At 62.9% G+C, this 21,530-nt stretch carries 25 protein-coding genes; 13 read left to right on the forward strand and 12 right to left on the reverse strand.

Features of this window, described 5'->3' with window-relative positions; genetic code table 11:
- Nucleotides 1-3 precede the first annotated feature (3 nt).
- Nucleotides 4-810 (forward strand): dihydropteroate synthase, encoded by an 807-nt coding sequence (gene folP, locus AB6B38_RS11015; protein ID WP_371392905.1) that lies wholly within the window; start codon nucleotides 4-6, stop codon nucleotides 808-810.
- Here the strand turns inward: folP and AB6B38_RS11020 are convergent.
- The 8 genes from AB6B38_RS11020 to AB6B38_RS11055 all read right to left on the reverse strand — a co-directional run bounded on the left by AB6B38_RS11020 (nucleotide 807) and on the right by AB6B38_RS11055 (nucleotide 8,452).
- On the reverse strand, nucleotides 807-2,855 hold the full coding sequence (locus AB6B38_RS11020; RefSeq protein ID WP_371392906.1) for a DEAD/DEAH box helicase: 2,049 nt from the start codon (nucleotides 2,853-2,855) through the stop codon (nucleotides 807-809). The two genes, folP and AB6B38_RS11020, sit on opposite strands and share 4 nt — an antisense overlap.
- Nucleotides 2,856-3,000: 145 nt before the next feature.
- Nucleotides 3,001-3,156 carry a type II toxin-antitoxin system CcdA family antitoxin gene (locus tag AB6B38_RS11025; RefSeq protein ID WP_371392907.1) on the reverse strand — a complete coding sequence of 52 codons (156 nt, stop codon included), beginning with the start codon at nucleotides 3,154-3,156 and terminating at the stop codon, nucleotides 3,001-3,003.
- A gap of 5 nt (nucleotides 3,157-3,161) precedes the next feature.
- The gene (locus tag AB6B38_RS11030; RefSeq protein WP_371392908.1) at nucleotides 3,162-3,683 is read right to left on the reverse strand and encodes a GNAT family N-acetyltransferase; all 522 of its coding nucleotides are present in this window, start codon (nucleotides 3,681-3,683) and stop codon (nucleotides 3,162-3,164) included.
- A 9-nt stretch (nucleotides 3,684-3,692) separates the two neighbouring features.
- Nucleotides 3,693-5,285, reverse strand: a complete 1,593-nt coding sequence (locus AB6B38_RS11035) for an ABC transporter ATP-binding protein (RefSeq protein WP_371392909.1) — start codon at nucleotides 5,283-5,285, stop codon at nucleotides 3,693-3,695.
- On the reverse strand, nucleotides 5,282-5,470 hold the full coding sequence (locus tag AB6B38_RS11040) for a hypothetical protein (RefSeq protein WP_371392910.1): 189 nt from the start codon (nucleotides 5,468-5,470) through the stop codon (nucleotides 5,282-5,284). The genes AB6B38_RS11035 and AB6B38_RS11040 overlap by 4 nt, the downstream gene beginning before the upstream one ends.
- A 462-nt stretch (nucleotides 5,471-5,932) precedes the next feature.
- Nucleotides 5,933-6,610 carry a glutathione S-transferase family protein gene (locus tag AB6B38_RS11045; RefSeq protein ID WP_371392911.1) on the reverse strand — a complete coding sequence of 226 codons (678 nt, stop codon included), beginning with the start codon at nucleotides 6,608-6,610 and terminating at the stop codon, nucleotides 5,933-5,935.
- 45 nt (nucleotides 6,611-6,655) lie between these two features.
- Nucleotides 6,656-7,660, reverse strand: a complete 1,005-nt coding sequence (locus tag AB6B38_RS11050) for a cation diffusion facilitator family transporter (RefSeq protein WP_371392912.1) — start codon at nucleotides 7,658-7,660, stop codon at nucleotides 6,656-6,658.
- Nucleotides 7,661-7,714: 54 nt separating this feature from the next.
- Nucleotides 7,715-8,452, reverse strand: a complete 738-nt coding sequence (locus AB6B38_RS11055) for a creatininase family protein (protein ID WP_371392913.1) — start codon at nucleotides 8,450-8,452, stop codon at nucleotides 7,715-7,717.
- Nucleotides 8,453-8,634: 182 nt separating this feature from the next.
- Here AB6B38_RS11055 and acs point away from each other — a divergent pair, with 182 nt between their 5' ends.
- The 4 genes from acs (at nucleotide 8,635) to AB6B38_RS11075 (ending at nucleotide 13,195) form a co-directional block, all read left to right on the forward strand.
- Entirely contained in the window at nucleotides 8,635-10,581 is a 1,947-nt protein-coding gene (gene acs / locus AB6B38_RS11060) for an acetate--CoA ligase (RefSeq protein WP_371392914.1), read from the forward strand.
- A gap of 99 nt (nucleotides 10,582-10,680) precedes the next feature.
- Nucleotides 10,681-11,151 carry a low molecular weight protein-tyrosine-phosphatase gene (locus tag AB6B38_RS11065; protein WP_371392915.1) on the forward strand — a complete coding sequence of 157 codons (471 nt, stop codon included), beginning with the start codon at nucleotides 10,681-10,683 and terminating at the stop codon, nucleotides 11,149-11,151.
- 163 nt (nucleotides 11,152-11,314) lie between these two features.
- Complete coding sequence (zapE, locus tag AB6B38_RS11070) at nucleotides 11,315-12,409, forward strand: cell division protein ZapE (RefSeq protein ID WP_371392916.1); 1,095 nt, start codon at nucleotides 11,315-11,317, stop codon at nucleotides 12,407-12,409.
- Between the two features lie 81 nt (nucleotides 12,410-12,490).
- Nucleotides 12,491-13,195 (forward strand): hypothetical protein, encoded by a 705-nt coding sequence (locus AB6B38_RS11075; protein ID WP_371392917.1) that lies wholly within the window; start codon nucleotides 12,491-12,493, stop codon nucleotides 13,193-13,195.
- A gap of 62 nt (nucleotides 13,196-13,257) precedes the next feature.
- On the opposite strand, the gene AB6B38_RS11080 is transcribed toward AB6B38_RS11075, so the two are convergent.
- Nucleotides 13,258-13,701: a DUF6265 family protein gene (locus tag AB6B38_RS11080; RefSeq protein WP_371392918.1), complete on the reverse strand. Its 444-nt coding sequence runs from the start codon at nucleotides 13,699-13,701 to the stop codon at nucleotides 13,258-13,260.
- A 169-nt stretch (nucleotides 13,702-13,870) separates the two neighbouring features.
- On the opposite strand from AB6B38_RS11080, the gene mdh reads away from it, so the two are divergent.
- The 4 genes from mdh to AB6B38_RS11100 are packed head-to-tail and all read left to right on the forward strand — an operon-like array spanning nucleotide 13,871 to nucleotide 17,848.
- Nucleotides 13,871-14,839: a malate dehydrogenase gene (gene mdh / locus AB6B38_RS11085; protein ID WP_371392919.1), complete on the forward strand. Its 969-nt coding sequence runs from the start codon at nucleotides 13,871-13,873 to the stop codon at nucleotides 14,837-14,839.
- 14 nt (nucleotides 14,840-14,853) lie between these two features.
- On the forward strand, nucleotides 14,854-15,681 hold the full coding sequence (locus AB6B38_RS11090; protein ID WP_371392920.1) for a hypothetical protein: 828 nt from the start codon (nucleotides 14,854-14,856) through the stop codon (nucleotides 15,679-15,681).
- Nucleotides 15,681-16,706 carry an aspartate-semialdehyde dehydrogenase gene (locus AB6B38_RS11095; protein ID WP_371392921.1) on the forward strand — a complete coding sequence of 342 codons (1,026 nt, stop codon included), beginning with the start codon at nucleotides 15,681-15,683 and terminating at the stop codon, nucleotides 16,704-16,706. Before AB6B38_RS11090 ends, AB6B38_RS11095 begins: the two co-directional genes overlap by 1 nt.
- A complete protein-coding gene (locus AB6B38_RS11100; RefSeq protein WP_371392922.1) occupies nucleotides 16,706-17,848 on the forward strand; it encodes an acyl-CoA dehydrogenase family protein in 1,143 nt (380 codons plus the stop codon). Before AB6B38_RS11095 ends, AB6B38_RS11100 begins: the two co-directional genes overlap by 1 nt.
- Before the next feature lie 251 nt (nucleotides 17,849-18,099).
- Here the strand turns inward: AB6B38_RS11100 and AB6B38_RS11105 are convergent, their stop codons facing one another.
- Complete coding sequence (locus tag AB6B38_RS11105; protein WP_371392923.1) at nucleotides 18,100-18,369, reverse strand: BolA family protein; 270 nt, start codon at nucleotides 18,367-18,369, stop codon at nucleotides 18,100-18,102.
- 53 nt (nucleotides 18,370-18,422) lie between these two features.
- On the opposite strand from AB6B38_RS11105, the gene AB6B38_RS11110 reads away from it, so the two are divergent.
- From AB6B38_RS11110 to AB6B38_RS11125, 4 genes are all read left to right on the forward strand, one after another.
- The gene (locus AB6B38_RS11110) at nucleotides 18,423-19,049 is read left to right on the forward strand and encodes a J domain-containing protein (RefSeq protein WP_371392924.1); all 627 of its coding nucleotides are present in this window, start codon (nucleotides 18,423-18,425) and stop codon (nucleotides 19,047-19,049) included.
- A 93-nt stretch (nucleotides 19,050-19,142) separates the two neighbouring features.
- A complete protein-coding gene (cobS, locus tag AB6B38_RS11115) occupies nucleotides 19,143-20,138 on the forward strand; it encodes a cobaltochelatase subunit CobS (RefSeq protein ID WP_371392925.1) in 996 nt (331 codons plus the stop codon).
- Between the two features lie 25 nt (nucleotides 20,139-20,163).
- Nucleotides 20,164-20,490 carry a type II toxin-antitoxin system RelE/ParE family toxin gene (locus tag AB6B38_RS11120; RefSeq protein ID WP_371392926.1) on the forward strand — a complete coding sequence of 109 codons (327 nt, stop codon included), beginning with the start codon at nucleotides 20,164-20,166 and terminating at the stop codon, nucleotides 20,488-20,490.
- The gene (locus AB6B38_RS11125) at nucleotides 20,487-20,768 is read left to right on the forward strand and encodes a multiprotein-bridging factor 1 family protein (protein ID WP_371392927.1); all 282 of its coding nucleotides are present in this window, start codon (nucleotides 20,487-20,489) and stop codon (nucleotides 20,766-20,768) included. The genes AB6B38_RS11120 and AB6B38_RS11125 overlap by 4 nt, the downstream gene beginning before the upstream one ends.
- Before the next feature lie 3 nt (nucleotides 20,769-20,771).
- Here AB6B38_RS11125 and AB6B38_RS11130 read toward each other — a convergent pair whose 3' ends face one another.
- The gene (locus tag AB6B38_RS11130) at nucleotides 20,772-21,167 is read right to left on the reverse strand and encodes a type II toxin-antitoxin system VapC family toxin (protein WP_371392928.1); all 396 of its coding nucleotides are present in this window, start codon (nucleotides 21,165-21,167) and stop codon (nucleotides 20,772-20,774) included.
- Nucleotides 21,164-21,439, reverse strand: a complete 276-nt coding sequence (locus tag AB6B38_RS11135) for a type II toxin-antitoxin system Phd/YefM family antitoxin (protein ID WP_371392929.1) — start codon at nucleotides 21,437-21,439, stop codon at nucleotides 21,164-21,166. Before AB6B38_RS11135 ends, AB6B38_RS11130 begins: the two co-directional genes overlap by 4 nt.
- Between the last annotated feature and the right edge of the window lie 91 nt (nucleotides 21,440-21,530).

The following is a 21,530-nucleotide window of genomic DNA, read 5'->3' on the forward strand; positions in this document are numbered from 1 at the left end:
GCAATGACACAGCGCCCCCGCCCGCTCGTCATGGGCATTGTCAATGTGACGCCCGACAGCTTCTCCGATGGCGGTCAGCATTTTGATGCCGCCCGCGCCATCGTGCATGGGCGGGGCCTGATCGCGGCAGGCGCGGACTGGCTTGATATTGGCGGGGAAAGCACACGGCCCGGCGCGCAGCCTGTCAGCGAAGCCGAAGAGCTGAAACGTGTCGTCCCGGTGATCGAGGGGCTGGCTGGCACCGGCATTCCCCTCTCCATCGACACGATGAAGCCGGGCGTGGCGCGGGCTGCCATCTCCGCTGGCGCAAGCCTCTGGAATGATGTGAACGCGCTGCGGGCCGATGACGCGCTGGAAACGGCCGCGGAGCTCGGCTGCCAGATCTGCCTCATGCACATGCAGGGCGCGCCGCAGACCATGCAGGCCGACCCCGTGTACGAGGATGTGGTGGCAGAGGTGGAGACCTTCCTGCTGGCGCGCGCCGAGGCGGCCATAGAGGCAGGCGTTCCACGTGAAAGCATCTGGCTTGATCCCGGCATAGGGTTCGGCAAGACGCTCACCCATAATCTGGCGCTGATGGCAGCCCTGCCACGCCTTGCAGGCCTCGGCTTCCCGGTCCTTTTCGGGGCGTCACGCAAGCGCTTCATCGCCGCGCTGAATGGTGATGCGCCCGCAGATCAGCGCCTTGGCGGATCACTGGCGGCTGCGCTGCACGCGGCCCGGTCAGGGGCCAGGATGATCCGCGTGCATGATGTGCGAGAAACCGTGCAGGCGCTGAAGATTCAGGCCGCTATCGCCAGCGCGCCTTAGCTGTCTTTGCGCGGCTTGCGCTTGATGCGCTTCAGCGTCTGGTCACCACCGGACGGGCCGTCGCCCTTAAAGGGCTTTTTGCCGGCCTGCGGTTTGCCATCCTTGCCGGACTTGCCTGCGCGGAACGGTTTCTCGCCGCCGGCCGCCTTGTCCTTGCGATAAGGCTGGTCGCCCTTGAAGGATTTGCGGCCTTTGTGCGGCCCCTTGTGCGCTCCATCCGGCTTCTTCCCGCCGGACAGCGGCTTGATGTTCACACTCGGCGCAGGTGGCTTGTCCTCATAGAGGGCATCCTCATCGCGTTCAGCCCTGCGGGCGAAGCGTTCGCGGCGGCCCGGACGGTCATCACGGGGCGGGCGCTGGCGCGAAGGCGGCGCATCCGGATTGGCAGGCTGCAAGGGCGTATCGCCCGCGCGCCGGACCACCACGTTCTGGTCACGCTCGCGCGGCTCCAGAAGCGCTTTTTCGAAATGCTCCACCTGCGCGCCGGTGATTTCAAAGCGGGTGGCCACCTCGCCAATGTCAATCGCGCCGATATCACGGCCCGTGACATCGCCCAGACGGCAGATCATCGGCACCAGCCAGCGCGGCTCGGCGCGCTGGCGCCGACCCATATCCACTTCGAACCAGACACTGCCTTCAAACCCGGCACGCGGCGCGCGTTCGCGGCGCTCGCGCCGTTCAAACGGCTCATTGCGGTCGCGCGGACCTCGCTCCTCGCGCCGGACGGGGCCGCTATCCACGCCCAGCTCTTCAGGTGCCGGCAGGCGGCGCTCCAGCTCGGCCAGAAAGCCCAGCGCAATGCGCTCTGCGCCAAAGCGCTCAATGATCTCGCGCGCTTCGCTCAGCCGCTCCTCATCGATCTCGCCAGTAAAGGCGGGATGCTCGCCAAGGCGTTCACGGTCTTTCGCCCGGACGGCATCCGCATCGGGCGCATCCGTCCACTCCGCATCAAGGCGCGCATCGCGCAAAAGCCTCGTCGCCCGGCCGCGCTGGTTGAACCCGGTGACGAGAACACTGATACCCTTGGCGCCCGCCCGCCCGGTCCGCCCCGAACGGTGCAGCAGGGTCTCGGAATTGTTTGGCAGATCGGCATGGATAACCAGATCAAGGCCCGGCAAATCGATCCCGCGCGCGGCCACATCCGTCGCCACACACACCGCCGCCCGGCCATCGCGCAGCGATTGCAGCGCCTTGGTGCGTTCGGCCTGGCTAAGCTCCCCGGAGAGGGCGACGGATGCAAAGCCGCGATTGGCAAGGCGCGCCGCCATGCGGTTCACGCCTTCGCGCGTGCCGCAGAACACCAATGCGCGCGGCGCGCCATGATAGCGCAGCACGTTGATGACAGCGTTTTCCCGGTCACGCGGCGGTACGGCATGCACGACATAGCTGATATCGGCGTGCTGGCTGCCATGACTGATTGTGGAGATACGCACCGCGCCGGACTGATAGGTCTGGGCGATGCGCGCGATCTCTTTGGACACCGTGGCCGAAAACAGCAGCGTGCGCCGCTCTTCCGGGGCGGACCCCAGAATGAATTCGAGGTCTTCGCGGAAGCCGAAATCGAGCATCTCGTCGGCTTCATCGAGCACGATGGCGCGAATGGCGGACAGATCCAGCGCGCCCCGCTCGATATGGTCCTTCAAACGGCCCGGCGTGCCCACGATGATATGCGCGCCGCGCTCCATGGCCCGGCGCTCTGCGCGCGGGTCCATGCCCCCGACCGCAGAGGCAATGCGCGCACCCGCATCAGCATAAAGCCAGCCAAGCTCGCGCTGGACCTGCAGGGCCAGCTCGCGCGTCGGCGCAATCACGAGGGCTAGCGGGCTTTGCGAGAAAGCCAGCTTCTCATCCTCGCCCAGAAGATCAGGTGCCATCGCGATACCGAAGGCCACCGTCTTGCCAGAGCCGGTCTGGGCGGAAACGAGCAGATCCTGCCCAAAGGCATTATCGGCCAGCACCGCGCCCTGAACGTCGGTCAGCGTCTCATAGCCCTTGCGCGCCAGCGCAGCGCGCAGCGCGGGATGGATAGTGTCAGGCAGCGTCATGTAAGGGCCTCGCCGGGCACGCATTGGCAGGCGTTTCGCCAGCGCGCCGTAAAAATATCTGGCGCACGGGGCAGGCCCGGCACCAATTCAGCGCGGCGCTATAGCAGCTTCCCCGCGATAAGGGAAATGATCTGGCTTTGGCGGCTTACGGCTTCTCTATTCCGGTGGCCCACTCAGGCACAAGCAGCACGCCGTGCTGCTGCACCCGCCTGTTGTGGGCGGCAATTGCGCGCCTGTTCTGCTGCCGCCATGCCTTCGCTGCGGGATTAGTGTCTGATTTATGCCGAGGCCGCTCTGTCATTCTCGTTACAACCCCTCAAAAACGCTATCGAAGCGCACCATGCCTTTCACGCCCTGCATCGCCGCCCGGTCCAGCCGCGAAATCATGAAGGCTTCTTCCGGAACGCCCTCATAGGGGCAGGCAATGCCCAGAGGGCCAGCCGGTACGAAGCCGAAGCGCGGGTAATAGGCCGGGTGGCCGATCAGCGCGACGAAAGGCGCGCCGCGCGCCTGCGCGCACGACAGCGCCGAGCGGCAGAGCGCGGACCCGACACCGCTGCGCTGGCCCGCCGGGTCAACGCTGACAGGTGCCAGCGCCAGCCCGTCAATGACCACGCCGCCCGCCGCGTCCACGATGGGTGCGGGCGAGAGCATGATGTGCCCGGCAAGCCCGTTGCCCGGTATCTCGGCGACCAGCGAGATCGCCTCCTCGCCGTGCTTGTCGCGCAAAAGATCGACCAGCCTTGCCTCGTCATCGCGCTGGAAGGCGGCATGGGTGAGCCGGTGAACCGCCGTCTGGTCCTGCTCTGTCTCAGGTCTGATCAGCATGACCTGCCCCTATTCCGCTGCCGCCAGCGCCGCGAGACGCGCATACACGCCCTCGCCTTGCGCGCGCAGCTCGCCATGCGTGCCCTGCTCGACGATCCGGCCCTCATTGAAGACCAGAATCCGGTCAGCGTCCCTTATGGTCGACAGCCGGTGGGCGATGACGATGGCGGTGCGGCCCGCCATCACATCGGCCATCGCCTCCTGCACCTCGCGCTCGGTCTCGTTGTCGAGGCTGGACGTGGCTTCGTCGAAGATGAGGATAGGCGCATCGGCCAGCACCGCGCGGGCAATCGCCACGCGCTGGCGCTCCCCGCCCGACAGCTTCACCCCGCGCTCACCCACCAGCGTGTCATAGCCGCCCGGCAGGCGCGCGATGAAATCATGCGCACGCGCGCGCTTCGCGGCCCTGACAATATCCTCCATCGAGGCATCTGGGCGCGCATAGGCGATATTCTCCGCAATCGAGCGGTGAAACAGGGCCGGATCCTGCGGCACGAGCGCTATGGAACGGCGCAGGCTTGCCTGCTTCACACCGCGCACATCCTGCCCGTCAATGAGAATTGCGCCCTCATCGACATCATAGAGCCGCTGGACCAGCTTCACGAAGGTCGACTTGCCTGAACCCGTCGGGCCGACCAGAGCCACCTTCTCGCCGGCCGGTATGACAAGCGAGAAATCCTCGTAGAGCGGCCGGTTCTGACCCGCATAGGTAAAGCGCACGCGGTCGAACACGATTGCGCCGGGGCCGGGCACGAAGTCCGGTGCACCCGGCGCGTCAGCGATTTGCGTTTCCTGCTGGGCGTAGGCGGCAATGTCCTGAATCTCGTCAAGACCACGCTGGACGTTCTGCACCTCCTCGCCAAAGCGGCGCATATAGCCCGCCATCAGCATGAAGGCCGTGATGGCAAACACCACCGCGCCGGGGCTCGCCTCACCGCGCTGCCACAGATTGATAAGCAGACCCGTCAGGCCCGCCTGCAGGGCGAGCACGGCAATGATCTGCACCAGCCAGGTGTTCACAAACCTGAGCCAGGTCTTCTTCACCTCGCGGCGCCAGCGCCAGGCCAGCGTGTGGAAACGCTGGTCCTCACGCGCTTCTGCGCCAAAGCTCTTCACCGTGGCGATACCCGACACGGCGTCGGCAACCGCCCCGCCCAGTTCAGAATCGATCCGGTTGGAGCGGATATTCTGCGGGCGCACATAGAGCGCCGACATCGCCACTGAGGCCACGATGAAAATGGCGGTGACGCTCAGCGCATAGAGCCCGACCAGCGGCCAGGTGAAGAGCATGTAGACGCCCAGCCCCGCCATCACGAGGACAGAGGGAATCAGCCCGAACCAGAGCGTCGCGGTGATCGTGTCATAGGCCCACATGCCGCGCGTGATCTTGCGCACGACCGAGCCGGCAAACGTGTTGGCATGCCAGTCGAGCGCGAAGCGTTGTACGCGCGCGAAAGACTCCGTCGTCATGTCGGCCATGTTGGCGCTGGAGAAGCGTATCTCGAAGCGCACCGCGATCTGGCGCATGGCGTTAAACGCAATGGCCAGGCCCAGAAATAGCGCGAACGCCGCCCAGTGGCGGCCATCGCCATTGCCGGTCATCGTGTCAATGAGCCGCCGGCAGCGACGGGGATGAACACGTCGATCACCGTGGCAATGAGCGTGAAGCCCACCAGGGCGGCAAAGAGCCATGGGCGGCGCATCCACTGGCGCCACAGGAAGGCCAGAACGGCGGAATTGGAAAGCACGCGCGGCGTGCGCGCGTCATCATCAAATTGTTCGGTCATGCTCGTCTCGAATGCTAGAGGCCCGCCTGCCCGGTGACGGGCGCGGACCAGGGTTCTGAAAATGGAAGCGTGACAGGGCGGCAGGGGAGAAGCGTTACGCGGGATAGCAGCCTGTCGGCCGGTGGCCCCGGTGCCCTCCAATTACCGCGCTACCGCGTGCGCGTGAGGGCGCTCCAGATTTCAGATCGCATGAGTCAGACGAGACCTCCTTTGGACGGCAGACGCCGCCGGTGAGGTGAGCCTGTTACACCCGCCCGCCCGCCGGGCCAAGCGCTGAGACGGCGAACTGTGGCATTGTGGTTAACAGGTGTGGCGATGAAGGCACAGGGGCCGCATCCTTCGAGACGCTCGCTTCGCTCGCCCTCAGGATGAGGGATCGAGCTTTAAGCCCTCATCCTGAGGGGCTTCGTTAGAAGCCGTCTCGAAGGACGAGGGCGTAAACGAGCAGGGAAGATCAACACCTCAGAAATCCAGATCCGCATACCAGCGCGCGGGCGGCAGGCCGGGCAGGCGATCATCCAGCAGCGAGCGGAAGGCCGGGCGGCATTTGATGCGCTCATACCAAGCTTTCGCCGCCGGGAAGCTGTCCCAGGGCACATCGCCCAGATAATCCACACAGGAAAGATGCGCCGCCGCCACCAGATCAGCCATGGAGTATCGCGGCCCCGCTAGCCCGTCGCGGCGCTCCAGCAGCATGCTCATATAATCAAGATGCGCGCGCAGGAAATCGCGCCCCGCCCGGATAACCGAAGCATCGGGAGAACCCAGATTCTGCATGCGCTTTTCCAGCTTTTCATGCAGCAGATAGGCATTCACCTCGGCATCGAACTTGCGGTCAAACCAGGTGACCAGCCGGCGCACCTCGGCGCGCCCCGCCGGATCGGCTGGCAAAAGCGGCGGCTCGGGCCGGGTCTCTTCGAGATGGGCAAGGATGGCATCGGCCTGCACGATCACCAGCGGGGTCTCGCCCGACCGGTCCTCCAGAACGGGCGTCAGCCCCGCCGGGTTGAGATCGAAAAACGTATCTTCCGGCTCCCAGACACGCTGGAAGCGCAGCTCCACAGCACATTTCTTCTCGGCCAGCGCAAGACGCGCCTGCCGGGACCAGGGATCAAGGGGCCAGTGGTGCAGAATGAACATCGCGAAAAACGCTAATGCGCTTCGTGACAGGGTTTAAGCGCCTATTCAGCGCGCCCCGCCATCATGGGGCTCAGGATCGGCATCAAAAAACCCGCGCCCGTGCGCCTCGCCATAGCCTTTGGGATCGGAATGGATCAGCAGATCGGCGGCCGGATAGTGCGCCAGCACCCGGTTCTCCGCGTCCACCACCACATCGTGGGCATCCTTGAGAGACTGGTAGGGGTCAAGGTCCATATGGACCTGAATGTGGATAAGCGGGCCTGCCGCGCGTGTGCGTAGCTCGTGAATGCCCAGCACGCGCGGATCATCGGTGAGGAGCGCTTCGATATGGGCGCGGGTCTCGTCTGGCAGTTCCCGGTCGAGGAGCTGATTGACCGAATCCCGGCCAAGCTCGTAGGCAGACCTGGCCAGCAGGAAGCCGACAAACAGGGCGAGGATCGGATCGGCCCGCTCCAGTCCGGCAAAGACCGCCAGCGCAATCCCGCCCATCACGGCCAGGTTGGACAGCAAATCGGCTGAATAATGCGCCCGGTCGCCCGTTACCGCGATGGAGCCGGTGCGCCGGATCACCAGCGTCTGCATGCGGATAAGGCCAAGCGTCAGGACCAGCGATAGCGCCATCACCGCCAGCGCCCAGCCACCCGCCTCCACGGGCTGCGGGTCAATGAGGCGGCGCGTGCCTTCCACAAAGAGGAAGATGGCGGAGGCCGCCACCAATACAGCCTGCAGGAGGCTGGAAAAGGCTTCCGCCTTGCCATGGCCGAAGCGGTGCTCATTGTCGGCAGGCCGAGCCGCATAGCGCACGGCCAGAAACGCCGTCACCGAGGCGGCAAGGTCCAGAAGCGAATCAAAAAAGCTCGCCAGCAGGGCGATAGAGCCCGACGCTATCCAGCCCGCGAGCTTGGCGCCCACCAGTATCAGCGCCACGCTGACCGAAAGGGCCGTCGCCATCGTGTTGATGCGCTGCGCCTCGGCCGGATCCATACGCCCCGGCCCGGCCAGGCCGGCAGGCTGGATATCCGTTTCGGGCGCGCGTGAAGGTGACGTCATGGCGCCGATATAGGCGCACGCCGTTACATTGTCACCAACGCGCGCTGGCGCAGATCAACTGGCGAAATACGCCTCGACCTCGCGGATCAGGGCCTTTTTGGCCACTTCCACGATGCGCTTGCCCTTTTCAGGCGTCGCCTGCGAGGGATCAGAACCGATGCGGCCATCGGGAAAGTTCTTGCGGTAATCGGCTGCATCGGTGAACCGCCCCTCGGGCGCGGTTTTCGGCGTCATCACCACGTCTTTCACCGCTTCCGGGTAGGCGTAATAGGTGACGGCAACTTCTGAAGCCGTGGCGTGGCTGCCATCGCCTTCAGGGAACAGCTCCTTGCAGACCTGCGCTACCTCGTCAAACATCCACCAGGAGGTCTGTTTGAGCTTGTAGGGACACGCCTCGCCATCCAGCGACCAGGCCGCATAGCTTTCCACGAACGCCGCATCAATGGTGGTGATATTTCCGCCATGGCCGTTGAGGAAGAAGATGCGCTTGAAGCCGTGCCGGTGCAGGCTGTCGATCCAGTCATTGAGCGCGGCAATCATCGTGGTGGGCCGCAGCGTGATCGAGCCGGTAAAGCCAAGATGGTGCTGGGCCGAGCCGACCGAGAAGGTCGGCCCGACCAGAAAGCCCGCCTCATCGCCCGCTTCTTTTGCGATCACTTCAGGACAGATCGCGTCCGTGCCCAGCAGGCCGTTGGGGCCATGCTGCTCGACAGAGCCGATCGGGATGACGATGCCCTTGGACTTCTTGAGATAGGCTTCTATTTCGGGCCAGCTGGCCTGGTTGAGCTGCATGCCGGTATGTCTCCCGCCTGGAGGGGTCAATCATTCGCGAGCGAGATCAACCGATCACGCACCGTCTTGCAAGGGGAGAGGCGCATAAAAGCCTACACATGGTCCGCGCGCTTGCAGGGGCCGGGGCCTATCGGCCAAGCTCCACCCCGTCAGATCAGAGCCAAGCGCGGAGCACGACAGCCATGACAGACGAGATCATCCCGGTAGCCTCCAGCTTCTCAGGCTCGGACATGAGCGCAGAACGCTACAAGGCCCGGTATGCGCGCTCGATTGAAGAGCCCGAAGCCTTCTGGCGCGAGGAGCTGGGGCGGCTCGACTGGATCAGGCGGCCGGAAAAAATCTCCGATGTCTCCTTCAACAAGGATGATTTCCGCATTCGCTGGTTCGAAGACGGCATCCTCAATGTGTCGGTGAACTGCATTGACCGGCATCTGGAAACCCGCGCCAACAAGCCCGCCCTGATCTGGGAGGGCGACCATCCCGCCCACCATCACTCCATCACCTACCGCCAGCTGCACGACCATGTGTGCCGGTTCGCCAACGTGCTAAAAATGCTCGGCGTGAAAAAGGGCGACCGCGTCACGCTCTACATGCCGATGATCCCGCAGGCCGTCTTTGCCATGCTCGCCTGCACGCGCATCGGCGCGGTGCATTCGGTCGTGTTTGGCGGCTTCTCGCCCGAAGCCCTTTCAGGCCGGATCAATGATTGCCAGAGCGAGTTCGTCATCACCGCCGATCAGGGCGTGCGCGGTGGCAAGGCCATCCCCTTGAAAGACAATGTGGACGAAGCGTTGAAAAGCGCGCCCGGCGTCAAACGCGTGCTGTGCGTGAAGCATACCGGCGCGAACGTGCACTGGGAGGAGGGCCGCGATTACTGGTATCACGACCTGTCCATCCAGGTGGACGCGCATTGCGCGCCCGAACCGATGGGGGCCGAAGACCCGCTCTTCATTCTCTACACCTCAGGCTCCACCGGAAAGCCCAAGGGCGTGCTGCACACGACCGGCGGGTATCTCTTGTGGGCCACGATGACCCACGCCCTCACCTTCGATGCGAAGGAAGACGATATCTTCTGGTGCACGGCCGATATCGGCTGGGTGACGGGCCATTCCTACATCGTCTATGGCCCGCTCGCGAACGGCGCGACCAGCCTGATGTTTGAAGGCGTGCCGACCTGGCCGGATGCCTCGCGCTTCTGGCAGGTGATTGAAAAGCACAAAGTTTCGGTCTTCTACACCGCCCCCACCGCCATCCGCGCCCTGATGCGCCTGGGCGATGATCCGGTGACGAAGCATGACCGCTCCTCCTTGCGCCTTCTGGGCACGGTGGGCGAGCCGATCAATCCCGAAGCCTGGCGCTGGTATCACAAGACAGTCGGCAATGGGCATTGCCCCATCGTGGATACCTGGTGGCAGACCGAGACCGGCGGGCATCTCATCACGCCCCTGCCCGGCGCCCATGGCCTCAAACCGGGCTCGGCCAGCTTTCCCATGTTCGGCGTCCAGCCCGCCCTTGTCGATAATGACGGCAAGCGCCTCTCCGATAGCGGCGCGGCGCAAGGTAATCTGGTGCTGCTGGGTTCATGGCCGGGGCAGATGCGCACCGTCTATGGCGATGACCAGCGCTTCTTCGACACCTATTTTTCTACCTATCCCGGCTATTACTTCACCGGCGACGGCGCCCGGCGCGACGAGGACGGATACTGGTGGATTACCGGCCGGGTGGATGATGTGCTGAACGTCTCCGGCCACCGTCTGGGCACCGCCGAGATCGAAAGCGCGCTGGTACTCCACCCGGATGTCGCAGAAGCCGCTGTCGTTGGCTATCCGCACGACATCAAGGGGCAGGGCGTGTGGTGCTATGTGACGCTGAATGAGGGCGTCGAGGCGAGTGAAGCGTTGGAAAAGGCGCTCAAAGACCAGGTGCGCAAGGAAATCGGCCCCGTCGCCAGCCCGGACGTGATCCAGTTCACGCCCGGCCTGCCCAAGACCCGTTCGGGCAAAATCATGCGGCGAATCCTGCGCAAGATTGCCGAGAACGAGCTCTCATCGCTCGGCGACACCTCGACGCTCGCTGATCCCGGCGTGGTGGAGTCCCTGATCGAAGGACGGGTAAAGGCGGGCGGTTAGTGAGGCGCTAACCCAAAGGATCGCTTTGGCTGGTCCCCGCGCCGAACCGGCTTATCCTGGCAGGCATAATGAGGCTCTCGAGGGGTTAAAAGGGTCGCCATGAACCGCAGGACCGTCTCCGTGCTTTTTGTCTGCACGGGCAATATATGCCGCTCGCCCCTGGCACAGGGCGTGGCCGAGGCCATGGCCGCGAAGCTGAACAAGGCGATGGTGTTTGACTCGGCCGGTACCGGCGACTGGCATGCGGGCGAAGCCCCCGATCCGCGCGCCGTGGAAGCCGCCGCGCGGCGCGGCTATCACATCGCCAATCAGCGCGCCCGCGCACTCAGCGATGAGGATTTCGCGCGCTTTGACCACATTATCGGCATGGATAGCGGTCACAAGCGCTGGCTGCTGACGGCGCGTGATGTGCGCCGGCTGGAAGAGCGCCCCGTCTCCATGCTGATGGACTGGTCGGTAGGCTTGGCGGGCAAGGACGTACCCGATCCCTATTATGGCGACGATGCGGCCTTTGAACACGCGCTGGACCTGATCGAGAAGGGCGTGGACGGCCTAGTCCGGCGGATGTGAAGGCGGCTGCCCGGCCGGTCTTCACCCTTGGCAGCCCCGCCCGGCCCGCGCTACAGGGGGGCATGCGCACCATTCGCCGCCCGGCCCTGTTCATCGCCGCGATTCTGATCAGCTTTGGACTGGCCATGGCCGGCATCATCGCCCTCGCCCTGAAAGCGCTGCCGTGACACCGTCCAAGGCGCTGGAGGAAGGCATTGCCGGGGGCCGCCTGACCGAAGATGGCGGCCAGCGCGCCATTGCGCTCTATCTCGACACGCTGATCGAGGACATTGAGAGCTGGAAGGGCGGCAGGTCCGGCCTGTTCCGCAAATCAAGCCCGCCGCCCAAAGGGCTTTATCTCTGGGGCGGGGTCGGTACGGGCAAATCCCTCCTGATGGATCTCTTCCACGACGCGGTGAGCCTCAAGGCCAAGCGCCGCGTGCACTTCCACGCCTTCATGCAGGACGTGCATGCCCGCATCGCACGTGAACGCGAGACGAAAAAGGGCGAGCCCCTGATCGCCGTGGCTGACGAGATCGCCCGCGAGACACGGCTTTTATGCTTTGACGAGCTGCAGGTGACCAATGTCGCCGATGCGATGATCCTTGGCCGCCTGTTTGAGCGCCTGTTCGACAAGGGCGTGGTCGTGATCGCCACCTCCAACCGCCACCCGTCAGAGCTCTATAAGAATGGCCTCAACCGCCAGCTTTTTGAGCCCTTCATTGCCATGATAGAGGCAAAGCTGGACGTGATGCGTCTCGATAGCGGGCGCGATTACCGCCTGGAGCGCCTGTCTGCCGCGCCGGTCTATTACACGCCGCTGGATGAAGAGGCCGATGCGGCGATGGACGCGGCCTTTGCCCGCCTGACGCTGGGCGCGCGGGCGCAAAGCTGCACGCTCACCATTCAGGGCCGCACGCTGGAGGTGACACGCGAAGCGGCTGGTGTAGCGCGGTTTGGCTTTGCCGAGCTGTGCGCAAGGCCGCTGGGGGCTGCAGATTATCTGATGCTGGCCGAAACCTTTCACACAATCCTCATCGACCATGTGCCGGTGATGAGCCCGCGCAAGCGCGATGAGGCCGCCCGCTTCGTCACCCTCATCGATGCGCTCTACGATACCCGCGCCAAGCTGGTGATGAGCGCCGAGGCCGAGCCTTCCGATCTATACCCCGATGGCGATGGCGCGTTCGAGTTTGAACGCACCGCCTCGCGCCTGATGGAGATGCGCAGCCTTGAATATCTGGCCGCCGAGAGGCGATTAGCCTCGCCTGAAAGGTAAATTTTGTGTAACCTTGGACACGCTGAACCGGCAGGACAGGGCCTGCCGGGCTGAACTTTCGCGTGCTGAGGGGGAAATATAATGCGGGTCATCATCGCGGCCATTCTGGCCGGTGGACTGTCATTGGCGGCGCTGTGGGGCGCTGACAAATATCTGGGTATTGGCGGGGCCGCACCGGCACCGCAAGAGGCTGACGACGCCGCCGACGCGGCGGATGACGCGGTCGACGAGGATGAAAACGGCTTCATCACCGAGGACTACGAGGACGTCACGGACGAGCCGGTAGAGGAATTCTTCGAGGAGGAAGCTGCGCCGGACGAAGAGCTTGCTGGCCGTTTCATCAACACCGCCGAAACCGATTATCACGGCTATTATATGCCGAGCGGGCTCATCCAGACCGGCGACTGGGTGCTGCGCCATATCCATATCGGCCATGCCAGCCAGTTCGAAGCGTTCGAGGAAAGCGGGCAGGACAGCGATCTCGTGCCCGTCTGGATCGAGTTCATGCATGTCGATTCTGAAATACTCACTACCGAGGAAGGGTTTGAATACCCGTCTGAATCCCGGCGTGTCCGGGCGGAGCGCTTCCATATCGACGAGGCAAATTTCGAGTTCGACGCCAGCCATGACGAGATCGGTGATGTCTATGTCTATGGCACGCTCGATCCCGACCAGATTCAGGGGCCGGTCGAAGGCTCTACCGGCTTTCCGGCGCTGACCGGCGGCATGGAGCTCAATGGCGAGCGCCTGCGCAATGTCTCCTTCGACCACTGGTACGGCCACTAGGCGAGAGGCATCTTAAGGGTATGTGAAAAGCCGCCCCGGCTCCGGGGCGGCTTTTTCGCCTTCTAGTCCTGAAGGGTCCAGCTCCAGCTGAACTGGCGCTCCCGGTCGAGCGTCGAGATGGTGGCGTTCAGTCTGTCACCATCGCGGACGTATTCGATGCGCTGGGGAAAGTCGTGGTCGGGGTTTTCAAACACCGCGCTCTCACCGTCCTGTGACACAAGGCCGAACCTCACCGGTGGGCGGCCACCGGGTTGGGCGAAATAGGCGGCATCGGCGCCCGTTGCGATATAGAGGAACTCGAAGCTGACGGCCCGCCCGTCTCTCAGGGTCCGGCCCATACCGGTCATCAGCCCGCCTTCCGGGGCCATCCAGACCTCCTCGGACACCCGGCCATTATTGTCGCTACGCCAGTGACCGGCGAGCCAGGCAAAATCAGGTTCGTCCGCGAATGCAGGGGCAGCCGGAGCGGCAAGAGCAAGGCACAGGGCAAGCATTGACAGGCGCATCACCATCATCTCCGTCTCAGGGCAGTTATCGCTCTACGCGCGCGCTCACCACCGCGCAAGCGCGCACCCGCATTGCAGAGCGCTTCGCTTGGCGCTAGACACGCGGCCATCGGTTTTGCGCCGCAGCACATCCCTTCGCACGGCGCCCCAACTAGCCAAGGAGAGGCCCATGGCCCGCAAGAAGATTGCCCTTATCGGCGCCGGCATGATCGGCGGCACGCTTGCCCATATCGCTGCGCGTGAAGAGCTGGGCGATGTCGTCCTGATGGATCTGGCTGAAGGCACCGCCAAGGGCAAGGCGCTCGATATCGCTGAGGCGAGCCCCGTGTTCGGCAAGGACAGCCATCTCTCCGGCGGTTCGGTGGAAGACTATTCGCCGATTCTGGGCGCGGATGTGTGCATCGTCACCGCAGGTGTGCCGCGCAAGCCCGGCATGAGCCGCGATGACCTTCTGGGCATCAATCTCAAAGTGATGAAGGCCGTTGGCGAGGGCATCAAGAAATTTGCCCCGAACGCCTTCGTGATCTGCATCACCAATCCGCTCGATGCGATGGTGTGGGCGCTGCGTGAGTTTTCCGGCCTGCCGCACAACATGGTGGTCGGCATGGCGGGCGTGCTGGATTCGGCCCGCTTCCGCTGGTTCCTGGCTGAAGAGTTCAAGGTGTCGGTGGAAGACGTCACCGCCTTCGTGATGGGCGGGCATGGCGACACCATGGTGCCGCTGACGCGCTACTCCACCGTGGCTGGCATCCCCGTGCCGGACATGATCGAGATGGGCTGGACCACGCAAGCGAAGATGGACGCCATCGTGGACCGCACCCGCTCTGGCGGCGGCGAGATCGTCCAGCTTCTGGGCAATGGCTCGGCCTTCTACGCACCGGCCGAAAGCGCGATTGCCATGGCCAAGTCCTATCTCAACGACAAGAAGCGCGTCCTGCCCTGCGCGGTGCATCTGAGCGGCGAGTTCGGCGTAAAGGACATGTATGTCGGCGTACCGGTGGTGATCGGCGCGGGCGGCGCAGAAAGAATCGTCGAGATCAGCCTCAATGCCGACGAACAGAAAATGTTCGACCACTCGGTCGATGCCGTGAAGGGCCTTGTCAAAGCCTGCAAGGATATCGATCCGAGCCTAGCGTAACCTCAGCAATCGCGATGGTGAGTAGAACAAAAAAGCTGCTAGCTGAATACCCGAACTGCGTGTTTTGTGGCGGGCGCGAGCCCGCCACTTCGCGTGACCATCAGCCACCCAAAATATATTTTAGAGAAAAGGCATTCCCCCACGGATATGACGAGTTCTCAGCCTGTGAGAAATGCAACAACGGGTTTTCCGCAGTTGAACACTTAACAGCGTATTTTGTTCGGATTTTTGATGCCGATAACGATGCGTATTCGGAAGAAGATACAGAGCGACTCTTTAGTTACATAAGAAACAATTTTCCCGACCTGAAGCCCCGCGAATTTAGCTGGGCAAATGACGTTAGAAGAACGCTTCGAAATATGGGAAAAAGGAAACCTAGCGATACGTTGTCCTATGACATACCAGTGGTATTGTTTGACTATAATATCGTCAAAATTTGTGAGCCGTCGTTCAGAAAAATTACTAAGGCCTTATACTTCAAACACATGAAAAAGATTGCTCCGGTAGAGGGAGCGGTTCAAACAATAGTGGAGTTTAATATTAGCGTGTCGGATAGATATCTAGAAAATAAGTTCGCTGATATTCTGTCAAAACCCGTAAACACGGTGCCGCATAAACGCACTCCTGCTAAGAATTTTAGATACAAGTGGGACTATAACGAATCACAAAGGGTGTTTGGCTGTCTGATGGAGTTTGGCAGCGCCTGTCACGTGATGGGAGCGGTCGTAGAAGATCAATCGCTCGTGAAGCATCAGACGAGGCATCCTTGGCAAAGCGTCATCGAGGGCGCACCTGACGCTAAAGCACTTCTTGAAGACAACCGGCTGGGAGAACTCTCATAATGGCCCTCAATATCGCAGTCGTTGGCGCAACCGGCGCGGTGGGCAAGGAAATGCTCACCATCCTCGCCGAGCGCCTGTTCCCGGCTGGCGAGGTTCACGCCCTCGCCTCGCGCCGCTCGGTCGGCACCGAGCTGAGCTATGGCGACAAGACCCTGAAATGCAAGGACCTGGAGACGTTCGACTTCTCGTCCGTCGACCTCGTCCTGATGAGCGCGGGCGGAGATGTGTCGAAGGAATGGTCCCCGAAAATCGCCAAGGCAGGCGCCATCGTGATCGACAATTCGTCGGCCTGGCGGATGGACCCGGACGTACCGCTCATCGTGCCGGAGGTGAATGCCGATGCGCTCGATGACGGCATCAGGAAGGGCATTATCGCCAATCCGAACTGCTCCACCATCCAGACCGTGGTTGCACTCAAACCCCTGCACGATGCGGCCACCATCAACCGCGTCTCGGTAGCCACCTACCAGTCCACCTCCGGGGCGGGCACCGAGGGCATGGACGAGCTGTGGAAGCAGACCCGCGCCATCTATGTGAACGATCCGGTTGAGCCGCAGGCCTTTTCCAAGCAGATCGCCTTCAACGTGATCCCCAAAATCGACGTCTTCATGGAGGACGGCTCCACCAAGGAAGAGTGGAAGATGGTGGTCGAGACCAAGAAAATCCTCGACCCGAAGATAAAGCTCTTTGCCACCTGCGCGCGCGTGCCGGTCTTTGTCGGCCACTGCGTCGCCGCCCATATCGAGTTCGAAACCGGAATCAGCGCGAAGAAGGCCCGCTCGATATTGCGCGAAGCGCCCGGCATCATGCTGATCGACCGCGCGGATGAGGAAGAGCCAGCCTTCGTCACGCCGGTGGAGTGCGTGGGCGAATTTGCAACCTTCGTCTCCCGCGTGCGCGAGGACCCGACCGTGGAGAACGGTCTCGCCCTGTGGATCGTCTCGGACAATCTGCGCAAAGGTGCCGCCCTCAACGCCGTCCAGATTGCCGAGCTCCTGCTCAACAAGGGTATCGTGAAGGCCTGATGCAAAGCCCGTTCGATACAGCCGAACGCAAGGCTTTCCGCGAGAGTGTGGAGGCTTTCGTGGCGCGCGAGATCGCGCCCTTTGCCAATGAATGGGACGAGGCGGGCGATTTCCCCTGGGAGCTGCATCAGAAAGCCGGGGCGCTCGGCCTGTTCGGCTTCGGGATTGACGAAGCTTATGGCGGGCTCGGCTTTGACGATGCCTTCATGCGCATGGATAGCGGCGTAACCCTTGCCTATACGGGCGCGGGCGGGGTCAATGCCTCGCTCGGCTGCCGCAATATCATGACCGGCCCCATCGCGAAGCTGGCCTCTGAAGAGATCAGAAAAGCCGTCCTGCCGGAGATCATTTCAGGGCGTGAAGGCGGCGCGCTCGCCATGACCGAGCCGTCCGGCGGTTCAGACCTCTCGCGCATGAAGACCCGCGCGGTGAAGGACGGCGATGGCTGGCGCATAACGGGTGAAAAAACCTTCATCACCGGCGGCATGAAGGCGCGCTGGTATGTCGTCGGCGCGCGCACGGGCGGCGAGGGCTTTGGCGGCATCTCGCTCTTCCTCGTGGAGGCAGGCTCTGAAGGTTTCAGCCGCACGCCGATAAAGAACAAGATGGGCTGGTGGGCGTCTGACACCGCCACGCTCCATTTCGATGATTGCTACGTGCCCGCGGGCAACCAGCTGGGTGAGGAGGGCCTGTGCCTTCTCGCCATCATGGAAAACTTCAATTATGAGCGCCTCGCGCTCGCTTCGGGCTGCCTTGGCATGGCCAAACGCTGCCTTGACGATGCGGTTAGCTGGGCGAAGGAGCGCGAGACCTTCGGCAAGCCGCTCATCAAACATCAGGTCATCCGCCACAAGATCGCGGACATGAGCATGCGCATCGATGCGCTGGAGGCTTACTTGCGCGCCATTGCATGGACCATGACTGAGGGCGAGATGCCGGTCGCCGAGCTGTCCAAGGTGAAGGTGCTCGCCTCCACCACGGCCGAGTTCTGCGCCAGCGAGGCCATGCAGATCCTCGGCGGGGCGGGTTATTTGCGAGGGTGCGCCATCGAGCGCATCTACCGCGAGGTGAAGGTGATGGCGATTGGCGGCGGCTCTGAAGAGATCATGCGCGATCTGGCGGTAAAGCAGATGGGGCTGTAGGGGACCGCTCTCCCCACAATTGTCATCACCCGCTTTATGCGGGTGATCCATGCCTCTTTTAGTTCCGCAACGCATCCGCGTTGCGATGTTCCGCGAAAAGTCGCGGGCGCGCGTTCGCGCTTTTCAGGCCGCAAAGCGGCCTGCAAGGCCGACCGGTCGCCGGGCACTTTTGCCCGCAGCGACGCACGGATGTGCGGAGCATCAACAAAAGAAGACTGGGCACCGGCTTGCGCCGGTGAAACGCGAGGGGGTTACTCCCCCGGCGCTTTCGCCCGTATCACCAGAGCATGGATGGGGCCGGTCAGCTCCTCGGCGAGTGCCTGATTGACCAGACGATGCCGCGCGATACGGCTCTGGCCCGCAAACGCCTCTGACACGATCTCGACGGTGAAATGGCTCTGCCCGCCGGGCCGTGAGCCCGCATGACCGGCATGGGCGGCGCTATCGTCAGTGATGGTCAGCTCAAGCGGAGCCAGCGCCGCTTTCAGCTTGTCCTCGATCACCCGGCGCATCTCTGTCATTTCACCTGTATCCTTCATTGCCCGATAACGGGTCGAGGCCCATACTTACGCATATGGATTCTGGCTTCAAATACCGTCCGCGCTTCAAGGATATCCGCATCCGTCCGCCCGGTGGCAAGCCGGCCGAGGAAGTAACCTTGTGCGAATACCCGCGCTGCAACGAGCACGCGACGGCCAAGGCCCCCAAATCGCGCGAGCGGCTGAACGAGCATTATAACTTCTGCCAGAAGCACGCCGCCGAGTACAACAAGAGCTGGAATTTCTTTGAAGGCATGAGTGAGGGCGCGGCGCAAGCCTACGCCCAGAGCGCCGCCTGGGGCCACCGCCCGACCTGGAATTTCCGCGCTGGCGGCACCGCGCGCGCCAAGGCCCAGCAGGCCAGCACCGACTGGCAGTCCGCCTTCATCGACCCCTTCACGCTGTTCGGCGAGCGTCCCCCTCCCCGCCATGGTGAGGGTACGGCCGCGCCCAAAGGCCGGCAGCTTGGCCGCCTGCAGCAAAAAGCGCTGGATACGCTGGGGCTGGAGGCCGAAGCCAGCAAGGGCGATGTGCGCAAGCGCTATGCCGAGCTGGTGCGGGCCTATCACCCCGACGCCAATGGCGGGGACCGCTCCCGCGAGGAAGCCCTGCAGCGCGTCGTCGCCAGCTACCAGATCCTCAAAAGCGCAGGGATGGCATAAAGCCTTGCCCTCATGGCCCCCGCTGGCCAATGCTGCGCATGCGCGCTAGTTACGTTTTGTAACGCCACGTCTTCACGAATTGACCGGACCGACATGACCGACACGCTCATTGCCGCCAAACCCGATACCACTGCCGACTGCAAGGCCCTGTTCGGGTTTGATCCCGGCTTCGAAGTGCCCGCCTTCTCCATGCGCGACGAGCACGTGCCGGCGATTGACGAGACCTATGTGTTCGATCCGGCAACTACGCGCGCCATTCTGGCGGGCTTTGCCTTCAACCGGCGTGTGATGGTGCAAGGCTATCACGGCACCGGCAAATCGACCCATATTGAACAGGTCGCTGCGCGTCTGAACTGGCCAATGATCCGGGTCAATCTGGACAGCCATATCAGCCGCATCGACATGGTCGGCAAGGATGCCATCGTGGTGCGCGACGGCCTGCAGGTGACCGAGTTCCAGGAAGGCATTCTGCCCTGGGCCGTCCAGCGCCCGGTCGCGCTGCTGTTTGATGAATATGATGCCGGCCGTCCCGACGTGATGTTTGTGATCCAGCGCGTGCTCGAAGCCTCCGGCTCACTGACCTTGCTGGACCAGACGCGCGTCATCCGCCCGCATCCGCATTTCCGCCTGTTTGCCACCACCAACACGGTGGGTCTGGGCGATACGACCGGGCTTTATCACGGCACCCAGCAGATCAATCAGGGCCAGATGGACCGCTGGTCGCTGGTGGTGACGCTGAACTATCTGCCGGCCGAGACCGAGCGCGCCATCGTCGAAGCCAAGCTCGGCGAGTACGGCAAGACCGAAGAAGGCAGGGCGCAGATCGCCGACATGGTGAAAGTGGCAGACCTCACCCGCGAAGCCTTCATCAATGGCGATCTCTCCACCGTGATGAGCCCGCGCACCGTGCTCACCTGGGCGGAGAACACGGCGATTTTCGGCGATCCGGGCACTGCCTTCCGCCTCACCTTCATCAACAAGTGCGATGAGCTGGAGCGCCCCATCGTGGCCGAATTCTACCAGCGTGTTTTCGGTGAGACGCTGGCCGAAAGTCCGGTGAAGGGAAGCAGCCCCGGCCGGGCGGCTTGATTTATCGCAAAAAAGCGATAAATTGATGCGCTGGACCATCGAAACACTGAATGCCGAGGTTGATGCGGAACTCGACGCCCTGCCGGCAGACATGCTCGCCCGCTTCACCCGGATTGCGCAGCTGATTGAATCGGTAGGTCTGACGCATATCGGCATGCCGCATGTCCGCCCGCTGGAATCCGGATTGTGGGAGATGCGCATGACAGGCCGGGACGGTATCGCCCGGGCCATCTATGTCACCCGCACAGGCCGGCGGGTTATCGTGGTCCGGGCCTTTGTGAAAAAGACCCAGACAACGCCAAGGCGAGAAATCGAGATTGCGCTGAAGCGGGCAAAGGAGATCATGCCATGACCAGAGTGAATACGCTGCATGAACGCTGGTCTTCCGACCCGGCTTATACCGAAGCCTATGACAGCATGGCGGATGAGTTTGCGGTAGCGCACGCGCTGATCGAGGCGCGCACGCGCGCCGGGCTCAGTCAGGCTGAACTCGCCGAGCGCATGGAGACAAGCCAGTCGGTTGTGGCGCGTATGGAAAGCGGGAGGCATCTGCCCTCGACCCGTTCCCTGCAGCGCTACGCACGCGCCGTGGGTGCCAAGCTGAATATTGCGCTGGTGCCAGCAGGGTGACGTCTACCAGATGCGGGTCACGCCATAGGCGTCGAACGCCCGGTCAGAGCTGACAATGGGCATATCGCCATTGCGGGCCTGCGCGGCGAGAAGCCGATCGAACGGATCTCCATGATGTCGCGGCAGCAATCCCGCATCGATATAGTCATGCATGGAGGGCGCCAGCAGCTCAAAGCCACCCGCGAACTCGCCCGCTTTAAGCGCGTCCACCAAACCATCCAGCGCGGGCGACCGGCCCCGGCCGAATTTCCCGACCTTGATGCTCACTTCCCACACGCTGGCCAGGCTCAGGAAAACCGTCCCGGCATTTTCAATCCCGGTTCGGGCACTATCGGTGAGGCGCGGCACGCCGGCAAACCACCAGATCGCCGCGTTCGTGTCACACAGGACCCGTCTCACGTCCGCTTTTCCTCATCCGCGATCCACGGACCTTCGAACTCGGCGATTTCCTCTTCGGTCATCGGCGCCGTCAGTAGCTCGACCTCCTCCGCACTCAGGCGCAGATCGGCCCACTGGCCGGGCTTGCGCTTCGGTTTGGTGACGGGCTTTTCCGCGATCAGGCGTGCAACCGGCTCCTTGCCACGGCGTATGACAATTTCCCCGCCTGCCTCGATCTCGCGGATCAGGCGCGAAAGCTGGGTCTTGGCCTCATGTATCGTGACATATTTCATAGCGCGGCTCTCGCTTGGCTAACCGGACTTAGCTAACTTAGCTAAGTTTGACCAGAATGTCCAGAATTCCGCCCTGCAGGTTTGCGCACAA

This window comes from Glycocaulis abyssi, assembly GCF_041429775.1.
GTDB classification, from domain to species: domain Bacteria; phylum Pseudomonadota; class Alphaproteobacteria; order Caulobacterales; family Maricaulaceae; genus Glycocaulis; species Glycocaulis abyssi.

Excerpts from the sequence above, each read along its gene's own strand:
- cobS (WP_371392925.1), top strand. The coding sequence starts at position 19,143 with ATGACCGACACGCTCATTGCCGCCAAACCCGATACCACTGCCGACTGC.
- AB6B38_RS11025 (WP_371392907.1), bottom strand. The coding sequence starts at position 3,156 with ATGACAGAGCGGCCTCGGCATAAATCAGACACTAATCCCGCAGCGAAG.
- AB6B38_RS11050 (WP_371392912.1), bottom strand. The coding sequence starts at position 7,660 with ATGACGTCACCTTCACGCGCGCCCGAAACGGATATCCAGCCTGCCGGC.
- AB6B38_RS11135 (WP_371392929.1), bottom strand. The coding sequence starts at position 21,439 with ATGAAATATGTCACGATACATGAGGCCAAGACCCAGCTTTCGCGCCTG.
- AB6B38_RS11065 (WP_371392915.1), top strand. The coding sequence starts at position 10,681 with ATGAACCGCAGGACCGTCTCCGTGCTTTTTGTCTGCACGGGCAATATA.
- AB6B38_RS11120 (WP_371392926.1), top strand. The coding sequence starts at position 20,164 with ATGCGCTGGACCATCGAAACACTGAATGCCGAGGTTGATGCGGAACTC.
- AB6B38_RS11030 (WP_371392908.1), bottom strand. The coding sequence starts at position 3,683 with ATGCTGATCAGACCTGAGACAGAGCAGGACCAGACGGCGGTTCACCGG.
- AB6B38_RS11110 (WP_371392924.1), top strand. The coding sequence starts at position 18,423 with ATGGATTCTGGCTTCAAATACCGTCCGCGCTTCAAGGATATCCGCATC.
- AB6B38_RS11035 (WP_371392909.1), bottom strand. The coding sequence starts at position 5,285 with ATGACCGGCAATGGCGATGGCCGCCACTGGGCGGCGTTCGCGCTATTT.
- AB6B38_RS11040 (WP_371392910.1), bottom strand. The coding sequence starts at position 5,470 with ATGACCGAACAATTTGATGATGACGCGCGCACGCCGCGCGTGCTTTCC.
- AB6B38_RS11090 (WP_371392920.1), top strand. The coding sequence starts at position 14,854 with ATGGTGAGTAGAACAAAAAAGCTGCTAGCTGAATACCCGAACTGCGTG.
- AB6B38_RS11045 (WP_371392911.1), bottom strand. The coding sequence starts at position 6,610 with ATGTTCATTCTGCACCACTGGCCCCTTGATCCCTGGTCCCGGCAGGCG.
- acs (WP_371392914.1), top strand. The coding sequence starts at position 8,635 with ATGACAGACGAGATCATCCCGGTAGCCTCCAGCTTCTCAGGCTCGGAC.
- AB6B38_RS11075 (WP_371392917.1), top strand. The coding sequence starts at position 12,491 with ATGCGGGTCATCATCGCGGCCATTCTGGCCGGTGGACTGTCATTGGCG.
- AB6B38_RS11055 (WP_371392913.1), bottom strand. The coding sequence starts at position 8,452 with ATGCAGCTCAACCAGGCCAGCTGGCCCGAAATAGAAGCCTATCTCAAG.
- folP (WP_371392905.1), top strand. The coding sequence starts at position 4 with ATGACACAGCGCCCCCGCCCGCTCGTCATGGGCATTGTCAATGTGACG.
- AB6B38_RS11095 (WP_371392921.1), top strand. The coding sequence starts at position 15,681 with ATGGCCCTCAATATCGCAGTCGTTGGCGCAACCGGCGCGGTGGGCAAG.
- AB6B38_RS11105 (WP_371392923.1), bottom strand. The coding sequence starts at position 18,369 with ATGACAGAGATGCGCCGGGTGATCGAGGACAAGCTGAAAGCGGCGCTG.
- AB6B38_RS11125 (WP_371392927.1), top strand. The coding sequence starts at position 20,487 with ATGACCAGAGTGAATACGCTGCATGAACGCTGGTCTTCCGACCCGGCT.
- AB6B38_RS11080 (WP_371392918.1), bottom strand. The coding sequence starts at position 13,701 with ATGCGCCTGTCAATGCTTGCCCTGTGCCTTGCTCTTGCCGCTCCGGCT.
- AB6B38_RS11020 (WP_371392906.1), bottom strand. The coding sequence starts at position 2,855 with ATGACGCTGCCTGACACTATCCATCCCGCGCTGCGCGCTGCGCTGGCG.
- AB6B38_RS11100 (WP_371392922.1), top strand. The coding sequence starts at position 16,706 with ATGCAAAGCCCGTTCGATACAGCCGAACGCAAGGCTTTCCGCGAGAGT.
- mdh (WP_371392919.1), top strand. The coding sequence starts at position 13,871 with ATGGCCCGCAAGAAGATTGCCCTTATCGGCGCCGGCATGATCGGCGGC.